Annotated in this window: 16 protein-coding genes; 12 read left to right on the top strand and 4 right to left on the bottom strand. The window is 66.2% G+C overall.

Annotated features, from left to right (window positions below):
* Window positions 1–46: 46 nt before the first annotated feature.
* Window positions 47–817, bottom strand: coding sequence for a hydroxyacylglutathione hydrolase (gene gloB, locus H7828_RS03935; protein ID WP_226779682.1), 771 nt, complete (start codon window positions 815–817; stop codon window positions 47–49).
* A 62-nt stretch (window positions 818–879) separates the two neighbouring features.
* Between gloB and H7828_RS03930 the strand changes: the two genes are divergently transcribed.
* The 7 genes from H7828_RS03930 (at window position 880) to H7828_RS03900 (ending at window position 7,313) form a co-directional block, all read left to right on the top strand.
* Window positions 880–1,626: a class I SAM-dependent methyltransferase gene (locus H7828_RS03930; RefSeq protein ID WP_226779681.1), complete on the top strand. Its 747-nt coding sequence runs from the start codon at window positions 880–882 to the stop codon at window positions 1,624–1,626.
* Between the two features lie 314 nt (window positions 1,627–1,940).
* Window positions 1,941–2,501, top strand: coding sequence for a F0F1 ATP synthase subunit delta (locus H7828_RS03925; protein WP_226779680.1), 561 nt, complete (start codon window positions 1,941–1,943; stop codon window positions 2,499–2,501).
* Entirely contained in the window at window positions 2,502–4,040 is a 1,539-nt protein-coding gene (gene atpA / locus H7828_RS03920; RefSeq protein ID WP_226779679.1) for a F0F1 ATP synthase subunit alpha, read from the top strand. It begins immediately after the preceding gene.
* 21 nt (window positions 4,041–4,061) lie between these two features.
* Window positions 4,062–4,928 (top strand): F0F1 ATP synthase subunit gamma, encoded by an 867-nt coding sequence (locus H7828_RS03915; protein WP_226779678.1) that lies wholly within the window; start codon window positions 4,062–4,064, stop codon window positions 4,926–4,928.
* Between the two features lie 19 nt (window positions 4,929–4,947).
* The gene (atpD, locus tag H7828_RS03910) at window positions 4,948–6,372 is read left to right on the top strand and encodes a F0F1 ATP synthase subunit beta (protein WP_226779677.1); all 1,425 of its coding nucleotides are present in this window, start codon (window positions 4,948–4,950) and stop codon (window positions 6,370–6,372) included.
* Window positions 6,373–6,429: 57 nt separating this feature from the next.
* Entirely contained in the window at window positions 6,430–6,867 is a 438-nt protein-coding gene (locus tag H7828_RS03905; RefSeq protein WP_226779676.1) for a F0F1 ATP synthase subunit epsilon, read from the top strand.
* 95 nt (window positions 6,868–6,962) lie between these two features.
* Window positions 6,963–7,313, top strand: a complete 351-nt coding sequence (locus H7828_RS03900; RefSeq protein WP_226779675.1) for an H-type lectin domain-containing protein — start codon at window positions 6,963–6,965, stop codon at window positions 7,311–7,313.
* Between the two features lie 71 nt (window positions 7,314–7,384).
* Here H7828_RS03900 and H7828_RS03895 read toward each other — a convergent pair whose 3' ends face one another.
* Complete coding sequence (locus H7828_RS03895; protein ID WP_226779674.1) at window positions 7,385–7,975, bottom strand: DUF1285 domain-containing protein; 591 nt, start codon at window positions 7,973–7,975, stop codon at window positions 7,385–7,387.
* A 70-nt stretch (window positions 7,976–8,045) separates the two neighbouring features.
* Here H7828_RS03895 and H7828_RS03890 point away from each other — a divergent pair, with 70 nt between their 5' ends.
* From H7828_RS03890 to H7828_RS03875, 4 genes are all read left to right on the top strand, one after another.
* The gene (locus H7828_RS03890; RefSeq protein ID WP_226779673.1) at window positions 8,046–9,053 is read left to right on the top strand and encodes an AAA family ATPase; all 1,008 of its coding nucleotides are present in this window, start codon (window positions 8,046–8,048) and stop codon (window positions 9,051–9,053) included.
* The gene (locus tag H7828_RS03885) at window positions 9,050–9,925 is read left to right on the top strand and encodes a DUF58 domain-containing protein (RefSeq protein ID WP_226779672.1); all 876 of its coding nucleotides are present in this window, start codon (window positions 9,050–9,052) and stop codon (window positions 9,923–9,925) included. The genes H7828_RS03890 and H7828_RS03885 overlap by 4 nt, the downstream gene beginning before the upstream one ends.
* Window positions 9,925–12,678: a DUF4159 domain-containing protein gene (locus H7828_RS03880; protein ID WP_226779671.1), complete on the top strand. Its 2,754-nt coding sequence runs from the start codon at window positions 9,925–9,927 to the stop codon at window positions 12,676–12,678. Before H7828_RS03885 ends, H7828_RS03880 begins: the two co-directional genes overlap by 1 nt.
* A 102-nt stretch (window positions 12,679–12,780) precedes the next feature.
* On the top strand, window positions 12,781–14,847 hold the full coding sequence (locus H7828_RS03875; RefSeq protein ID WP_226779670.1) for a hypothetical protein: 2,067 nt from the start codon (window positions 12,781–12,783) through the stop codon (window positions 14,845–14,847).
* A gap of 178 nt (window positions 14,848–15,025) precedes the next feature.
* On the opposite strand, the gene H7828_RS03870 is transcribed toward H7828_RS03875, so the two are convergent.
* Both H7828_RS03870 and H7828_RS03865 read right to left on the bottom strand, forming a co-directional pair.
* Window positions 15,026–15,385 carry a hypothetical protein gene (locus tag H7828_RS03870; protein WP_226779669.1) on the bottom strand — a complete coding sequence of 120 codons (360 nt, stop codon included), beginning with the start codon at window positions 15,383–15,385 and terminating at the stop codon, window positions 15,026–15,028.
* Window positions 15,386–15,443: 58 nt separating this feature from the next.
* Window positions 15,444–16,151: a DUF599 domain-containing protein gene (locus H7828_RS03865; RefSeq protein ID WP_226779668.1), complete on the bottom strand. Its 708-nt coding sequence runs from the start codon at window positions 16,149–16,151 to the stop codon at window positions 15,444–15,446.
* Between the two features lie 90 nt (window positions 16,152–16,241).
* On the opposite strand from H7828_RS03865, the gene H7828_RS03860 reads away from it, so the two are divergent.
* Window positions 16,242–17,675, top strand: coding sequence for an FAD-linked oxidase C-terminal domain-containing protein (locus H7828_RS03860; protein WP_226779667.1), 1,434 nt, complete (start codon window positions 16,242–16,244; stop codon window positions 17,673–17,675).
* Window positions 17,676–17,705 lie beyond the last annotated feature (30 nt).

The following is a 17,705-nucleotide window of genomic DNA, read 5'->3' as shown; positions in this document are numbered from 1 at the left end:
CCTTGTGTGACGTTCGGCCGGGTCAGTGGTGCAGATTCGGTCGTGGTCAGAACCGGTCCTTGCGGGCGCGGATTTCTGCAAACACCTCGGCATCGCTGGCGCCTTGCATAGATAGGTGCGCTTTCACCTCAGGCAAATGGGCGCGCAGAAACGGATTGGTGGCCTGTTCGTCGGCCAGGGTCGAGGGCACGGTGGGCACCTGCATCGCGCGGTCCTGCCGGACAGAGGCCGCGCGTTCAATCAGGGCGGCATTGTCCGGCTCGATCGTCAGGGCGAAGCGGGCGTTGGTTTCGGTGTATTCGTGACCCGAACAGATCAGCGTTTCGGGGGGCAGGGCGACCAGCTTGCCCAGGCTGTTCCACATGGTTTCGGCGTCGCCTTCGAACAACCGCCCGCATCCCAGCGCCATCAGGCTGTCGGCGGTAAAGGCGGCGCCCGCATCGGCGACGTAGAAGGCGACATGGCCCATGGTGTGGCCCGAAACATCGAAGACCTGCACCCCGTGGCCGGCGAAATCGAAGCGGTCGCCATCCGAAACCTGCCGGTCAAGCGGGGGCAGGCGGTGGGCATCGGCCGCGGCGCCGACAACCGGCACGCCGGGATGCTGCTCCAGAAGGCCGTCCAGCCCCTGCACATGATCGTCGTGGTGATGGGTGATCCAGATTTCGGACAGGGACCAGCCGCGCGCCGTCAGGGCGCGTTCGATCGGCTGCGTCTCGGGTATGTCGATCAGCGCGGTGGCGCCCGTACCGGCATCATGCAGCAGGAAGGCATAATTGTCGGAAAGGCAGGGAATGACGGCAAGTTCAAGGGCCATGGCGTTCAACTCATCTGGTTCCTATGGTAGGTCGACACTTGCAGCAATCGGGCCTGGCAGCAATGCACCTGGACGTTTTGGATCTTCGCACCTTCTATTACCGCACGCGGCTGGGCCGGGCGGCGCAACGGGCGGTGCGGGACCGGGTGGTCAGGCTTTGGCCCGACGCCAAGGGTCAGACGGTGGTGGGCTTCGGCTTTGCCGTGCCATTGCTGCGCCCCTACCTCGCGAATGCGCGCCGGGTGATCGGCCTGATGCCGGGGCCGCAGGGGGTGATGCCCTGGCCTGCCGGAATGGCGAATGTTTCGGTGCTTTGCGAAGAAACGCTCTGGCCGCTGGAGCCTGAATCGGTTGACCGGCTGGTGATGATGCACGGGCTGGAGACCAGCGACAATCCCGCCTCGGTCCTGCAGGAGGCATGGCGCGTGCTGAAACCTTCGGGGCGGGCGCTGTTCATCGTGCCCAACCGGGCGGGCATGTGGGCCCGGCGCGACCAGACGCCCTTCGGCTTTGGCCGCCCCTACAGCCGCACACAGCTTGAATCCCAGCTGGAAAGGGCGGGCTTCACCCCGGAACGCCATGTTGCGGCATTGTTCCAGCCCCCGTCCGAGCGGCGGTTCTGGCTGCGCGCCGGTGCCTTCATGGAGGGGTTCGGCCAACGGGTTTCGGGGCATTATGCCGGGGGCGTCCTGATGGTGGAGGTCAGCAAGCAGGTCGCGGTGCCCCATGGGCCGGGGCTGAGGGATTCGGTGCGTCGCCCTCTGAAGGTGCTTGAGGGGCTGCCGGTGCCCGGCGCCAAACCGGTTTGAGCCGCCCCGGGCCCTTCGGGGCGGACCGATTGACGCGGCAATGTTCCAAAAGTGCAAGCGCGCGAGGCTGCCACAGCCCTTGACAGGGGCATTTCCGGATGGCCAAGTGGCGGAAAAGAAAACGCTTTTGCCCGACTGTGACCCGCAGGCAAATATGAAATGCTGCAGGTGCCATAGGCAGTTGCGGGGGGGGGATACCTCTGCTACACCCACGCCGACTTTGATGACGTGTCCGTGAGGGCGCGTCTTTTCAACTGCCTTGATCGCACTGCTGCAATGTTCGTTCAGGGCTTAAAGACATCGAAAGGGTGGACGTGTCCGAACCAGCTTCGATTTCCACAGGGATTGCCGGGCGTTATGCGCAGGCGGTGTTTTCCCTGGCGAAGGAAGACAATGCCTTGAAGGCCATCGAGAACGACATTGACGCGCTTGACGCGGCCATGTCCGAGAGTGAGGATTTCCGCACTCTGATCTCGTCGCCTTTGTACACGCGCGATCAACAGGAATCCGCCATCGGCGCCCTGGCCCAGAAAATGGAGCTGAGCGCGACCGTGGCCAACACCCTGCGCCTCATGGCCAGCAAGCGGCGACTTTTCGTGCTGCCGCAACTGGTGTCGGCGCTGCGTGGCCTGATCGCCGATGAAAAGGGTGAAGTGACCGCAGATGTCACCGCCGCGTCGAAAATGACCGCCGCCCAACAGAAATCCCTTGCCGAAACGCTGAAGAAGGCGGTGGGCAAGGACGTGAAGATCAATATGGCCGTCGATCCCAAGCTGATCGGTGGCCTTGTCGTCAAAGTGGGTTCGCGCATGATCGACACGTCGATCCGCGCCAAGCTCAATGCACTCCAGAACACTATGAAAGAGGTCGGATAAATGGGTATCCAAGCAGCCGAAATTTCTGCGATCCTCAAGGACCAGATCAAGAACTTCGGGCAAGACGCCGAAGTGGCCGAAGTCGGCCGCGTGCTGTCGGTTGGCGACGGTATTGCCCGCGTTCACGGCCTTGACAACATTCAGGCCGGCGAGATGGTCGAATTCCCCGGTGGAATTCAGGGCATGGCGCTGAACCTTGAATCCGACAACGTCGGTATCGTGATCTTCGGCTCCGACCGCGACATCAAGGAAGGCGATGTCGTCAAGCGGACCAACTCGATCGTGGACGTGCCCGCCGGTGATGCGCTTCTGGGGCGCGTTGTCGACGGCCTTGGCAACCCGATCGACGGCAAGGGCCCGATCGAGGCGACCGAGCGTCGCGTGGCCGACAGCAAGGCGCCGGGCATCATCCCGCGCAAATCGGTTCACGAACCCATGCCGACCGGCCTCAAGTCGATCGACGCCATGATCCCGATCGGCCGTGGCCAGCGCGAGCTGATCATCGGTGACCGTCAGACCGGCAAGACCGCCGTGGCGCTTGACACGATCCTGAACCAGAAGTCGTACAACGACGCGGCCAAGGACGATTCCGAAAAGCTGCACTGCATCTATGTCGCCATCGGTCAGAAGCGTTCGACCGTGGCCCAGCTGGTGAAGAAGCTGGAAGAGACCGGTGCCATCGAATACACCACCATCGTGGCCGCCACCGCATCCGACCCGGCGCCGATGCAGTTCCTGGCGCCCTATTCCGCCACCGCGATGGCCGAATTCTACCGTGACAACGGCAAGCACGCCCTCATCATCTATGATGACCTGTCCAAGCAGGCCGTGGCCTATCGCCAGATGTCGCTGCTGCTGCGCCGCCCGCCCGGCCGCGAAGCCTATCCCGGCGACGTGTTCTACCTGCACTCCCGCCTGCTGGAGCGTTCGGCCAAGCTGAACGAGGACAACGGCGCCGGTTCGCTGACCGCGCTGCCGATCATCGAAACCCAGGGCGGCGACGTGTCGGCCTTCATCCCGACCAACGTGATCTCGATCACCGACGGCCAGATCTTCCTGGAAACCGAACTGTTCTACCAGGGCATCCGCCCCGCCGTGAACACCGGTCTGTCGGTGTCGCGCGTGGGTTCGTCGGCCCAGACCAACGCGATGAAGTCGGTCGCCGGTCCGGTGAAGCTGGAGCTTGCCCAGTACCGCGAGATGGCCGCCTTCGCGCAGTTCGGTTCCGACCTCGACGCCTCGACCCAGCAGCTGCTGAACCGTGGCGCCCGTCTGACCGAGCTGATGAAACAGCCGCAGTATTCGCCCCTGACCAACGCCGAGATCGTCTGCGTGATCCTGGCCGGCACCAAGGGCTATCTCGACAAGATCCCGGTCAAGGCCGTCGGTCGCTTCGAGGCCGGTCTGCTGAACCACCTGCGCTCCAAGCACGCCGATCTGCTGAACTGGATCACCGAAGAAGACCCCAAGGTCAAAGGCGACGCGGAAGACCGCATTCGCAAGGCCATCGGTGAGTTCGCCGACGACTTCGCAGCCTGAAACCCCGGAAGGACAGTCTAGATGCCTAGCCTGAAGGACCTCAAAAACCGGATCTCGTCGGTCAAGTCGACCCGCAAGATCACCAAGGCGATGCAAATGGTCGCGGCTGCAAAACTGCGCCGCGCCCAGGATGCCGCCGAAGCCGCACGCCCCTATGCCGAACGGTTCAACGCCGTGATGTCGGGGCTGGCGCAGTCGGTGCAGGGCAGCGATTCCGCCCCGCGCCTTCTGGCCGGTGCGGGAAGCGATCAGACCCACCTTCTGGTGGTGATGACCGCCGAGCGTGGCCTGTGCGGTGGCTTCAACAGTTCGATCGTCAAGAAGGCGAAGGTGCGGATCCAGAAGCTCTTGTCGGAAGGCAAGACCGTGAAGATCCTGACCGTGGGCAAGAAGGGCCGCGATCAGCTGCGCCGGGAATACCGCGATCACCTGGTCGGCCATGTCGACCTGAGCGAGGTAAAGCGTCTTGGCTATACCAACGCCCAGGACATTGCCCGCGACGTGCTGAACCGGTTCGACGACGGCGAATTCGATGTCTGCACGATCTACTACAGCCAGTTCGTGAACGTCGTGAGCCAGATCCCGACCGAACAGCAGATCATCCCGGCGACCTTCGAACCGTCCGAGGAAACTACGCTGTACGATTACGAGCCGAGCGAAGAGGGCATCCTTGCCGATCTTCTGCCGCGCAACGTGGCGACGCAGATCTTCACCGCGCTGCTGGAAAACGCCGCGTCCGAACAGGGCGCACGGATGAGCGCGATGGACAACGCAACCCGCAACGCGGGCGAGATGATCGACAAGCTGACCATCGAATTCAACCGTTCGCGTCAGGCCGTCATCACGAACGAGCTGATCGAAATCATTTCGGGCGCGGAAGCGCTCTAAGACGAACCGGAGACAAAACATGGCAAACGCCAAAGGCAAAATCACGCAGGTCATCGGCGCCGTCGTGGACGTGCACTTCGAAGACCACCTGCCCGAGATCCTGAACGCGCTGGAAACCGACAACAACGGCAAGCGCCTGGTGCTGGAAGTGGCCCAGCACCTGGGTGAGAACACCGTCCGTACCATCGCCATGGACGGAACCGAGGGCCTGGTGCGCGGCACCGCGGTGACCGACACCGGCGGTCCGATCACCGTTCCCGTCGGCAACGCGACCCTGGGCCGCATCCTGAACGTCATCGGCGAGCCGGTGGACGAAGGTGGCCCGGTCACCGCTGATGAGCACCGCGCGATCCACCAGCCCGCCCCCGATTTCTCCGAGCAGTCCACCAGCTCGGAAATCCTGGTGACCGGCATCAAGGTGATCGACCTGCTGGCCCCCTACGCCAAGGGCGGCAAGATCGGCCTGTTCGGCGGCGCCGGCGTGGGCAAGACGGTTCTCATCATGGAACTGATCAACAACATCGCCAAGGTGCACTCGGGCTTCTCGGTTTTCGCCGGTGTGGGTGAGCGGACCCGCGAGGGCAACGACCTTTACCACGAGATGATCGAATCGGGCGTTATCGTTCCCGACAACCTGACCGAATCGAAGGTGGCGCTGGTCTATGGCCAGATGAACGAGCCGCCGGGTGCGCGTATGCGTGTTGCGCTCTCGGGCCTCACCCTGGCCGAGCAGTTCCGCGACCAGTCGGGCACCGACGTTCTGTTCTTCGTCGACAACATCTTCCGCTTTACCCAGGCGGGGTCCGAGGTGTCGGCGCTTCTGGGCCGTATTCCTTCGGCGGTGGGCTATCAGCCGACCTTGGCCACCGACATGGGCCAGTTGCAGGAACGCATCACCTCGACCAAGGCCGGTTCGATCACCTCGGTTCAGGCGATCTATGTGCCCGCCGACGACCTTACCGACCCGGCGCCGGCGACTTCGTTCGCCCACCTCGACGCCACCACCAACCTGTCGCGTGCGATCTCGGAACTGGGCATTTACCCGGCCGTTGACCCGCTCGATTCGACCTCGCGCCTGATGGACCCGATGGTTCTGGGCGAAGAGCACTACCAGGTGGCCCGCGACGTTCAGGGTATCCTCCAGCGCTACAAGTCGCTGCAGGACATCATCGCCATCCTCGGGATGGACGAACTGAGCGAAGAGGACAAGCTGACCGTGGCCCGCGCCCGGAAGATCCAGCGCTTCCTGTCCCAGCCCTTCGACGTGGCCCAGGTGTTCACCGGTTCGCCCGGCATCCAGGTGCCGCTGGAAGAAACCATCGCCTCGTTCAAGGCGGTTGTGGCCGGTGAATACGATCACCTGCCCGAAGGTGCCTTCTACATGGTGGGCGGCATCGAGGACGTGAAGGCCAAGGCCCAGAAGATGGCCGCCGACGCCGCCTGATGACCTTTCCGTCGCGCCCCCATCGGGCGCGACGGCCAGTTACCGCAAGGAGCCGACATGGCCGAAACGATGCAATTCAACCTGGTCAGCCCCGAACGCAGCCTGGCTGCGATGCAGGTGACCGAGGTTCAGATCCCCGGTGCCGAGGGTGACATGACGGCGATGCCGTCGCACGCCCCGACCATCACCACCCTGCGGCCCGGCGTTCTCAAGGCGACCGGCCCCGAGGGTGTGAGCGAATATATCGTGACCGGCGGTTTTGCCGAGATCGGATCGGAAGGCGTGACCGTTCTGGCTGAACGCGCGCTGCCCCGCGCCGACGTGACGCAGGAAGACCTGGACGAGATGGTCCAGCAGGCCGCCGAGGCCCACGAAAAGGCCAAATCGACCTTCCAGAACGAACCCGGCCCGGTTGACGATGCGGCGAAGCTGCTGTCCGACATGGTGGCCATGGGCACCCATATCGGGCTGTCGACCAAGCAACCATCGCTGTAATCGGCCCCGCCCGACGCAGGAAAGGCCCCCGGATCTCCGTGGGGCCTTTTGCGTGTCCGGCCCATGGCCAACCCGTACCAAGAGGAGGATGAGCCATGCGGCGGATGGATGCCCGTTACCTTGGGGTTCAACAGGGATCGCTTGTGCTGTTTTCCGACTACAAGGACAACGGCCAGATGTGGACAGGCGAGGGCGAGCGCGAATTGCAGCGCGAGGTCCGCTTTGCCGAAGCCTTCCGTGACCCTCCGGTGGTGCAGCTGTCGATGTCGATGTGGGACATGGACCAGGCCACGAACCCCCGCGCCGACCTGTCGTTCAACCGCGTCGGGCCGGAGGGTTTCTGGATCGTCTTCCGCACCTGGGGGGATACCCGCATTGCACGTGTGCGCGCCGACTGGACTGCCATGGGGCAGGTGATCGACGAGGACGACTGGCAGATCGATTGACGGCAGTTCGGGTTGCGGCGTCGCGCAGTGAGTATTTCAGGCAAGAAAGAATGGGCGGTTCGCGCCGCCCCTCAGCCGAGTTCGGCCAGGGGAATCATCGGGAAGAAGGCCCCCTGAGACCAGAGCCCGAACCAGTCGCGCCCCTCGTGGCAAGTGGCTTCGCCCAGGTCCACGAGGCGATAGAAGCTCTTGCGGTCGATCAGCGCCTCCATCCCGCCGCGCACCATGACATAGGGCGAAGGTTCGTCGCTGTTGTCGTCGCGCAGCACGCGGATCGGGTGATCGGGGCCGGCGGTCACGCTGTCGCCGAGATTGGTTTCGAAGGTGATCGCCTGATCGCGGCCTTCGCCCGCCACGGTGAAATCGACGGCGACGAAGGGGGCGTCATCGACAGTGATTCCCACCTTTTCGACCGGGGTCACCAGGAAATGGGAATCGCCCTCGCGCTTGAGGATGGTCGAGAACAGCCGCACCAGGCGTTTGCGCCCGATGGGCGTGCCGAGGTAATACCATGTGCCGTCGCGGGCGATGCGGATGTCGAGATCGCCGCAGAAGGGCGGATCCCAGAGGTGAACCGGCGGCAATCCGCCTTTTTTCGAGGCGGCGCGCGCGCTGGCGGCGATGCCTTCGGCATTGGGGGTCACGATGTTTTGTCCACTCATTGCTTTTGCCATTTGTCGCCGTCACGATAGGTCTGTCTAACAACTACATAGTCATTCACGGAGTAATGTCATGGCCGAGGCCGACACGCTGATCGCTGAGATCGAGACACTGGGCGAAAAGCTGGGCCAGGCCAAGGACAGCATCACCCGCCGCTTCATCGGGCAGGGGCAGGTTGTCGACCTGGTGCTTTCGGCGCTTCTGTGTGGCGGGCACGGGTTGCTGATCGGGCTGCCGGGGCTGGGCAAGACGCGGCTGGTGGATACGCTTTCGACAGTGATGGGGCTGGACGGCGCGCGGGTGCAGTTCACCCCCGACCTGATGCCGGCCGACATCCTGGGCTCGGAGGTTCTGGAAACCGCGCCCGATGGCAGCCGCGCCTTCCGGTTCATCCAGGGGCCGGTGTTCTGCCAGCTTTTGCTGGCGGACGAGATCAACCGCGCCAGCCCGCGCACGCAATCGGCGCTGTTGCAGGCCATGCAGGAGAAATCCGTCACCATCGCCGGCCAGCCCCATGCCCTGGCGCCGCCCTTCCACGTTCTGGCCACCCAGAACCCGATCGAGCAGGAGGGGACCTATCCACTTCCCGAGGCGCAGCTTGACCGCTTCCTGGTGCAGATCGATGTGCCTTACCCTGACCGCGCGACCGAACGTGACATCCTGATCGCCACCACCGGCGTGGAAGAGGCCGAGGCCGTCGCCGTCTTCACCGCGCCCGAGCTTCTGGCGGCGCAAACGCTGCTGCGGCGGATGCCGGTGGGCGAGACGGTGGTCGAATCGATCCTCGACCTGGTGCGCGCCTGTCGCCCCGAGGATGCCAGCGCGCCGGATTCGGTGCGCGGCGCGGTTGGCTGGGGGCCGGGGCCGCGGGCCGCGCAGGCGCTGATGCTGACGGTGCGGGCGCGCGCCCTGCTTGACGGGCGGCTGGCGCCGTCGATCGACGATGTGGCGGCCATGGCGGGTCCGGTCCTCAGCCACCGCATGGCGCTGACCTTTGCGGCACGGGCGCGGGGCGAAAGCCTTGCCCGTGTCATTGCCGATGTCACCGCCCAGGTGACCCGCAGCGAGGCCGCCGCGTGAGCCAGGCCGCCGATCTCCGCGCTTCTGCCGAAGGGCTTGCCGCACCGCTGCCGCCGCTGCTGGCGGATGCCCAGCATCTGGCGCAGTCGGTGGTGCTGGGCGCCCATGGGCGCAGGCGCGCCGGGATGGGCGATGAGTTCTGGCAATACCGCCCGGTGATGCCGGGGGACGAGGCGCGCGCCATCGACTGGCGCCGCTCGGGGCGCAGCGATGCGCATTTCGTGCAGGAAAAGGAATGGCAGGCGGCGCAATCCGTCCTGCTGTGGGTCGACAATGCCCGCAGCATGGATTTTTCCTCGGACCAGGGCCTGCCGCCCAAGGCCGCGCGCGCGCGGCTGCTGGCCATGGCGCTGGCGATCCTGCTGGTGCGGGGGGGCGAGCGGGTGGGGCTTTCGGGCCTGGGTCTGCCGCCCCGTTCGGGGCCGGTACAACTGCTGCGGCTGGCCACGGCCCTGTCTCGGGACGACAACGCCCCCGATTACGGCGCGCCCGAGGCGCGGGGCATGCTGCCCCGGTCGCGCGCGCTGTTCGTGTCGGATTTCCTGGGTGACCCGGCGCCGGTGACGGCGGCCCTGACCAAGGCCGCGGATCGCGGCGTGAAGGGGGCGATCCTCCAGGTTCTCGATCCGCAGGAAGAGGCCTTTCCCTTCGACGGGCGAACCGTGTTCGAATCCGTCGGCGGCTCGCTCCGTCACGAGACGCTGAAGGCGGGGGATCTGCGCGACCGGTATCTTGAACGGCTGACGGCGCGCAAGGCGATGCTGCGCGATCTGGCCCGCGCTACAGGCTGGCAATATCACTGCCATCACACCGGTCAGGGCGCGGCTTCGGCCCTGTTGTGGCTTTATGGCGCCCTGGAGCATGATCACTGATGTTCACCCTTGCAGGCATAGGATTCACCACGCCTTGGCTTTTGCTGGGGCTTGTCGCCTTGCCGGTGCTGTGGCTGTTGCTGCGGGCGGTGCCCCCGGCGCCGGTGCGGCGGCGGTTTCCGGGTGTGGCGCTTTTGCTGGGGTTGAAGGACGACGATCAGCAAAGCGACAAGACGCCCTGGTGGTTGCTGCTGCTGCGCACGCTGGCCGTCGCGGCGGTGATCGTCGGCTTTGCCGGACCGCTTCTGAACCCCGATGACCGGGTGCCGGGAACGGGGCCGCTGCTGATCGTCGTGGACGGGACCTGGGCCGATGCCCGCGACTGGCCGCGCCGGGTGGACCGGATCGCCGGCGCGCTGGACGAGGCGGGCCGCGATGGCAGGGCGGCGGCAGTGGTGACGCTGACCGATCTGCCCGCCGACGGCCTGCCGTTCCAGGCGGCCGATGCCTGGTCCAATCGCCTGCCCAGCCTGACGCCGAAACCCTGGGCGGCGGATGGCGCGGCCGTCCTGGCCTGGGGCGAAACCCTGTCGGGCGGGTTCGAGACGCTGTGGATGTCGGACGGGCTGAACCAGCCGTGGCGCGCGGACCTGCTGACCCTGCTGGAGGATCGCGGACCCGTGCGCGTGTTCGAAAGCCCGCGCCCTGTGCTGGCGCTGGCCCCGGCGCGGTTCGAGGATGGGGCGATTGCCCTGTCGGCCCTGCGCGCGGCGGAAGGCCCCGAGCAGCAGGTCGAGGTGAGCGGTTATGGCCTTGACCCGAACGGGGTGGAGCGGGAACTGGCCCGCGCCACCATGACCTTCGGCGAAGGCGAAACCGGCGCCGACCTGGCGCTGTCGCTGCCGCCCGAGTTGCGCAACCGGATCACCCGATTCCAGATCGACGGCGTACGCTCTGCCGGGGCCGTGTCCCTGACCGACGACGGGCTGAAACGGCGCGAGGTGGCGCTGATTTCGGGGAGGGACGACCGCGAAGCGTTGCAGCTTCTTTCGCCCACCCATTACCTGGAACAGGCGCTGGAGCCGACCGCCGACCTGATCGACGGATCGCTCGACGATGTGCTGTTGGCCAACCCCGATGTGATCGTTCTGGCTGACGTGGCCACGGTGACGGCGGATGAGGCGTCGGCCATCGAGGACTGGGTGGACCAGGGCGGGTTGCTGTTGCGCTTTGCCGGCCCCCGCCTGGCCGCCAGCGACATCAGCCGCGATGCCGAAGACCCCCTGATGCCGGTGCGCCTGCGGGCGGGCGGGCGCAGCGTGGGCGGCGCGATGAGCTGGGGTGAACCCAAGGGGCTGCGCGCCTTTGGCGAAGGTTCACCCTTCTTCGGGCTTGCGGTGCCCGAGGACGTGACGGTGAACGCCCAGGTGATGGCCCAGCCCGACCCGGCCCTGGCCGACCGGGTGATCGCCGCCCTGGCCGATGGCACACCCCTGGTCACGCGCAAGCGCATCGGGCAGGGGCAGGTGGTGCTGTTCCATGTCACCGCCAATGCCGAATGGTCGACCCTGCCGCTTTCGGGCCTGTTCGTGCAGATGCTGGAGCGGCTGGCCGTTTCCACCCGCCCCGCACGCCCCAGCACCCAGGATCTGGAAGGCACCACCTGGTCGCCCGACGTGGTGATGAACGCCTTTGGCCAGATTGAGGACGCAGGCACCCTGCCCGGGATCGAGGGCGGGGCGCTGGCCGCGGCCGTCCCCTCGGCCGCCACGCCGCCGGGGCTCTATGCCGGCGAGGATCGGCGCATCGCGCTGAACGTGGTATCGCAGGAGACCGAACTGGCCCCCACCGTCTGGCCCGACCGGATTCCGGTCGAGGGGCTGGCGCTGACGCGGGAAACCGCGCTGAAGGGGGCGCTGCTGTCGCTGGCGGTGACGCTGTTGGCGCTGGATGTGCTCGCCTCGCTCTGGATTGCGGGGCGCCTGACGGGGGCGCGGGCGGCGACGCTGGTGCTGGCGCTGCTTCTGGCGGCGCCGCAGGACAGCCAGGCGCAGGAGGACGACTTTGCGCTGGACGCGACTTCGGAGGTTGTGCTGGCCCATGTGGTGACCGGCGACGCCCAACTGGACCGGATCGCCCAGGCCGGGTTGCGCGGCTTGTCCGACACCCTGTTTTCGCGCACCTCGATCGAACCCGCCGAACCCATCGCCGTGAACCTTGAAACCGACGAACTGTCGTTCTTTCCCTTCCTCTACTGGCCGGTCACCCCCGATCAGCCGCTGCCCAGCCAGGAGGCTTACGGTCGGTTGAACACCTACCTGCGCACCGGCGGCATGATCCTGTTCGACACCCGCGACGGGGATGTCGCGCAATTCGGCGGCGGATCGGCGAACGGGCGCAAGCTTCAGCAACTGGCGCGGGCCCTCGACATCCCGCCACTGGAGCCGATTCCGGGCGATCACGTTCTGACACGCACCTTCTACCTGTTGCAGGATTTCCCGGGCCGCCACGCCAGCCGTGACGTTTGGGTCGAGGCGGCGCCCCCCGATGCCCAGACCGTGGACGGCATGCCCTTCCGCAACCTCAACGACAACGTCACGCCGGTGGTGATCGGCGGCAACGACTGGGCCGCCGCCTGGGCCGTGGATGAACGGGGCAACCGGATGTTCCCGGTCGGGCGGGGCTATGCGGGCGAACGCCAACGCGAGATCGCGCTGCGGTTCGGCGTCAACCTGATCATGCATGTGCTGACGGGCAACTACAAATCCGACCAGGTGCACGTACCGGCCCTGCTGGACCGGTTGGGACAATGAGCGGGGGTGCGCCTGCGGCGGGCGGGGCAGGGGGGCTGTCTGCCCCCCGTCGCTTCGCGCCCCCCCCCGAGGATATTTTCCGACCAAAGATAGGGGCGTGACTTGGACAGCGTGATTTTCGACCCACTTGTTTCGCGCGCCGTTCTGGCGGGACTGGCGGCGCTGGCCTGCGGCATCGTCGCGCTTTCGCTATGGCGGGGGCTGTCGGGGTGGTGGCTGCGGGGGCTGGCGGCGCTGGCCCTGCTGGTGGCGCTGGCCAATCCTTCGTTGCAGCAGGAAGACCGCACGCCCCTGAGCGACATCGTGATCCTGGTGGTGGATGAAAGCGCGTCGCAAGGCATTTCCGACCGTGCGGCCCAGGTGGCCGAGGCGAGGGATGCGATCGAGCGCGAGATTGCCTCGCTGGACAATACCGAACTGCGGGTGGTGCGCCTGGGGGACGGCGCGGGCGACCAGGGCACGCTGCTGATGAGCGCGCTGTCCGAGGCCATGGCGGAAGAACCCCGCGCCCGGTTGGCCGGGGCGATCCTGTTGACCGACGGGCGGCTGCACGATGTCGAATCGGCGCCGGATCTGCCCGCGCCGCTGCATGTCTTGCTGAGCGGGCATGACACGGATTGGGACCGGCGGCTGGTGGTCACCAACGCCCCGGCCTTCGCCATCATCGACGAGCCGGTGACCCTGACCCTGCGGGTGGAGGACCAGGGCGCGGTACCGGGCGCCGCAAGCGAGGCGGCCGAACTACGTATCGCCGTGGACGGGGGCGCGACGCAGACCTTCCGTGTGCCGGTGAACGAGGATCTGGAGCTGCCTGTCACCCTGTCGCATGGCGGGATGAACGTGATCCAGTTCAGCACCCCCGAGATCGACGGCGAACTGACCGACCGCAACAATGCCGCCGTGGTGCAGATCAACGGTGTGCGCGACCGGCTGCGCGTGCTGCTGGTGAGCGGCGAGCCGCACCCGGGCGAGAGGACCTGGCGCAACCTTCTGAAATCGGACAGCAGCGTTGACCTGGTGCATTTCACCATCCTGCGCCCGCCGGAAAAGCAGGACGGCGTGCCGGTGAGCGAGCTGTCGCTGATCGCCTTCCCGACGCGCGAACTCTTCCTGGAAAAGATCGACGAATTCGACCTGATCGTCTTTGACCGCTACAAGCGGCGCGGCATCCTGCCCTCGCTCTACTTCGACAACATCAGGCAATACGTCGAGCGTGGCGGTGCCGTGCTGGTGGCGGCGGGGCCGGATTTCGCCGGGGCGGATTCCATCTATCGTTCGCCGCTGGGCGATGTCCTGCCCGCCGCACCCACCGCCCGCGTTTTCGAGCAGGGCTTCCTGCCGCGCCTGACCGACATGGGCCAGCGCCATCCGGTGACCGAGGGGCTGGACACCGCGCAAGGGCCGCTGGTGGACGGCCTTCCGGGCTGGGGGCGCTGGATGCGCCAGATCGAACTCTCGCCCGTGGCAGGCCAGGTCGTGATGCAGGGGGTGAACGATACGCCGCTTCTCGTGCTTGACCGGGTGGGCGAGGGGCGGGTTGCGCTTTTGGGCAGCGATCAGGCCTGGCTCTGGTCGCGGGGCTTCGAAGGGGGCGGGCCGCAACTGGAACTGCTGCGCCGCCTGGCCCACTGGATGATGAAGGAGCCGGAACTGGACGAAGAGGCGCTGACCGCCAGCGCCGAAGGCCAGCGCATGACGATCCTGCGCCGCACGCTTGCCGACAGCGTGGGCAATGTCGAGATCACGGCCCCCGATGGCAGCGTCACGTCGCTGGAGCTTGAACAGGTCGCGCCGGGGCGCTTCGCGACGGAATGGCAGGCGCCGGAAATCGGGCTCTATCGTCTGCGCGAGGGGGAACAGGAGGCGGTGATCGCCCTTGGCCCCGCCGCCCCGCGCGAATTCGAGCAGACCGTCGCTTCGGCCAGCCTGTTGCAGCCACTTGTCGATCTGCGACGCGGCGGTGTGATGTCCATCGAGGATGGCGCGCCCGATCTGCGCCGCGTGCGCGAAGGGCGGCCAGCGGCGGGGCGCGGCTGGCTGGGGATCACGCCGCGCGGGGCCTACCTGACGGCGGATGTCACCGTGATCCCGCTGGTTTCGGCCTGGCTGTTCCTGCTTCTGGCGGCGCTGTTCAGCGTGGCGGCCTGGCTGCGCGAGGGGCGCCGCTGACGCGTCCCAACCGCAAGGTCCTTGCCTTCTAAATGCGCTCCGCTGTTTCTTCTTTGCGAAAAATACTCCCGCCGGAGGCTCCCTCGCTCGCAGCGGTCAATGGGCGCAGAGATTGGACGGAAAGTGTGCCACAGGCGCCAATCGGGAATGTCGTGGCGCCGAAGGCGCCTCATTCGGGTCAGCCCGGAAGATCGAAGGGAGTCGCCTCATCCGCCCAGCCTTCCACGCTCGTGCGGGCGCGGATGAACACGCGGTCGGTGCCCTCGGGCAGCCGGATGCCCGATTGCGAGCGTGTGAAGGGTTGTTCCGTTTCATGGGGGTGGGCGAGGGGGCGTTCGCCCGCCACGGTGCCATCGGCCAGTTCCACCCGCCAGCCGTCGGCATAGTCGTCCCAGCCGGTGTCGCCGTGGCGCAGAGTGACCGAGAAGGTCCACCCGGCATCCGTGGCGCGTGCCGTCACCCCTTCCACCTGGGCCGGATCGGACAGGGCGGGGGTGGCGATCAGCAAGGCGGTCGCGAGGGTGAGATGGAGTTTCATCGCAGGCTCCGTATGTGGTGTTGGCCCCGTGGTAGCACGGCTCGCCGCGCCACGCCCTTCACGGTTTCGCGGGTGGGACCGAAAGCAGGATGTCGCGCGGGCGCGAGCGGAATTCCCGCGACCACAGGATCCAGACCGTCGCCGCCGTGGCCAGCAACAGGGGAACCGGCCCCAGAAGCCAGGCCAGTGCGCCCAGCGAGAAATACATGGACCGCAGGCCGCGGTTGAAGTTCCAGGCGGCGCGGATGTTCAACTCGCCCGCCTGGCCCGCGCGCGGATAGGTCAGCGGATCGTCGATGGCATTGGGCACGGCGGCCATCACCACCGCGCTGTAACCGAACAGGCGGTTCGACCAGACGAAGCGCAGGAAGGCATTGGTCAGCAGCAGCGCCACCAGCCCCAGCTTCAGTTCCCAGATGAAGGTGGGAACATCCATGCGCGTCAGCTCCGAGGCAACGCCACCCACCCTTTCGGCATTGCCGATCAGGGCCAGCACCCCGCCGATGGCGATGACGCTGGTCGAGGCGAAGAACGACGTGCTTTGCCGCAGCGCGCCCAGCACCGTCGCGTCGAAGATGCGCGGTTCGCGGGTCACCATTTCGCGCATCCAGTCGCGCCGGTATTGCATCATGATGACGGTGACCGAGGGGCGCTTGGCGTCCTCGCGTTCGATCCACCAGCCGATGCCGATCCAGCAAAGCAAGAGCGCCGCGACCGAGGCGGCATCCAGAACCGAGAGAAGGGCAAGGCGGTCGGGCAATGTCATGCCGTCAACACTAGGGTTTCGGTTCGCGGGTTGCCAGACGGGAAAATTGGTTATATTTTTTTACCAATCAACCCTGCAGGAGCGCAGATCATGGACATGCCCATCCCCGATGCCGCGATCATCGCCCGCAAGGCCGAGATCGTCGCGGCCCTGCAAGAGGTCCTGCCCCCCGATGCCGTTATTCACGAGGACCGGGAAACCAAGGCCTATGAATGCGATGCGCTGACCGCCTATCGCTGCCCGCCGCTTTGCGCCGTCCTGCCCGCCAGCACCGAAGAGGTGGCGGCGGTTCTGAAGCTGTGTCACCGCATGGGCGTGCCGGTGGTGCCGCGCGGCTCGGGCACCTCCTTGGCCGGGGGGGCCTTGCCCACCGCCGATTGCGTGATCCTTGGCGTGGCGCGGCTGAACGATGTGCTTGAGGCCGATTATGCCAACCGCGTGGTGCGGGTCCAGACCGGGCGCACCAACCTCAGCGTGACGGGTGCGGTCGAGGACGACGGGTTCTTCTATGCCCCCGACCCCAGTTCGCAACTGGCCTGCGCCATCGCCGGCAATATCGGGATGAACAGCGGCGGGGCGCATTGCCTGAAATACGGGGTGACCACCAACAACCTTCTGGGCGTGACCATGGTGACCATGGACGGCACGGTGCACGAGATCGGCGGCGCCCATCTGGACGCGCCGGGGCTGGACCTTTTGGGGGTGATCTGCGGTTCGGAAGGGCAGTTGGGCGTTGTGACCGAGGCGACCCTGCGCATTCTGCACAAGCCCGAGGGCGCCCGCCCGGTGCTGATCGGATACGACAGCAACGAGGTGGCCGGAGAGTGCGTGTCGGACATCATCAAGGCGGGCGTGCTGCCCGTGGCCATCGAGTTCATGGACCGCCCCTGCATCCGCGCCACCGAGGCCTTTGCCGGGGCCGGATACCCCGATTGCGAGGCGCTGCTGATCGTCGAGGTCGAAGGATCGGACGCCGAGATCGACGAACAGCTTGCCGTGATCACGGAGATCGCCCGCCGCCACAACCCGGTGGAACTGCGCGAAAGCAAGTCGGCCGAGGAAAGCGCGCGCATCTGGCTGGGGCGCAAATCGGCCTTCGGCGCCATGGGGCAGATCAACGACTACATGTGCCTTGATGGCACGATTCCCGTCTCGTCGCTCCCGCATGTCCTGCGCCGGATCAAGGAGCTGTCGGCGCAATACGGGCTGGACGTGGGCAACGTGTTTCACGCCGGCGATGGCAACATGCACCCCCTGATCCTGTTCAACGCCAACCAGCCCGGCGAGTTGGAGAAATGCGAAGCGATGGGCGCCGACATCCTGCGCCTTTGCGTCGAGGTGGGGGGCTGCCTGACCGGAGAGCATGGCGTGGGCATCGAAAAGCGCGACCTGATGGTGGATCAGTACGACCCTGTCGATCTTGAGGCGCAGTTGCGGGTGAAGGACGTGTTCGACCCGAAATGGTTGTTGAACCCGGCCAAGGTGTTTCCGCTGGCCAGCACCCAGGGGCGCCGTGCCGCGTGAGGCGGATGTCGGATTTTTGAGTATTTTTGC

This window comes from Oceaniglobus trochenteri (assembly GCF_020529025.1).
Taxonomy (GTDB): Bacteria; Pseudomonadota; Alphaproteobacteria; order Rhodobacterales; family Rhodobacteraceae; genus Oceaniglobus; species Oceaniglobus trochenteri.
Note: the sequence above shows the minus strand (reverse complement) of the source record. Positions and strands in the feature narration are given on the sequence as shown.

Bases quoted from the DNA above. Each gene is read 5' to 3' on its own strand.
- gloB (WP_226779682.1), bottom strand. From the start codon at position 817: ATGGCCCTTGAACTTGCCGTCATTCCCTGCCTTTCCGACAATTATGCC.
- H7828_RS03930 (WP_226779681.1), top strand. From the start codon at position 880: ATGCACCTGGACGTTTTGGATCTTCGCACCTTCTATTACCGCACGCGG.
- atpA (WP_226779679.1), top strand. From the start codon at position 2,502: ATGGGTATCCAAGCAGCCGAAATTTCTGCGATCCTCAAGGACCAGATC.
- H7828_RS03915 (WP_226779678.1), top strand. From the start codon at position 4,062: ATGCCTAGCCTGAAGGACCTCAAAAACCGGATCTCGTCGGTCAAGTCG.
- atpD (WP_226779677.1), top strand. From the start codon at position 4,948: ATGGCAAACGCCAAAGGCAAAATCACGCAGGTCATCGGCGCCGTCGTG.
- H7828_RS03905 (WP_226779676.1), top strand. From the start codon at position 6,430: ATGGCCGAAACGATGCAATTCAACCTGGTCAGCCCCGAACGCAGCCTG.
- H7828_RS03900 (WP_226779675.1), top strand. From the start codon at position 6,963: ATGCGGCGGATGGATGCCCGTTACCTTGGGGTTCAACAGGGATCGCTT.
- H7828_RS03895 (WP_226779674.1), bottom strand. From the start codon at position 7,975: ATGAGTGGACAAAACATCGTGACCCCCAATGCCGAAGGCATCGCCGCC.
- H7828_RS03890 (WP_226779673.1), top strand. From the start codon at position 8,046: ATGGCCGAGGCCGACACGCTGATCGCTGAGATCGAGACACTGGGCGAA.
- H7828_RS03880 (WP_226779671.1), top strand. From the start codon at position 9,925: ATGTTCACCCTTGCAGGCATAGGATTCACCACGCCTTGGCTTTTGCTG.
- H7828_RS03870 (WP_226779669.1), bottom strand. From the start codon at position 15,385: ATGAAACTCCATCTCACCCTCGCGACCGCCTTGCTGATCGCCACCCCC.
- H7828_RS03865 (WP_226779668.1), bottom strand. From the start codon at position 16,151: ATGACATTGCCCGACCGCCTTGCCCTTCTCTCGGTTCTGGATGCCGCC.
- H7828_RS03860 (WP_226779667.1), top strand. From the start codon at position 16,242: ATGGACATGCCCATCCCCGATGCCGCGATCATCGCCCGCAAGGCCGAG.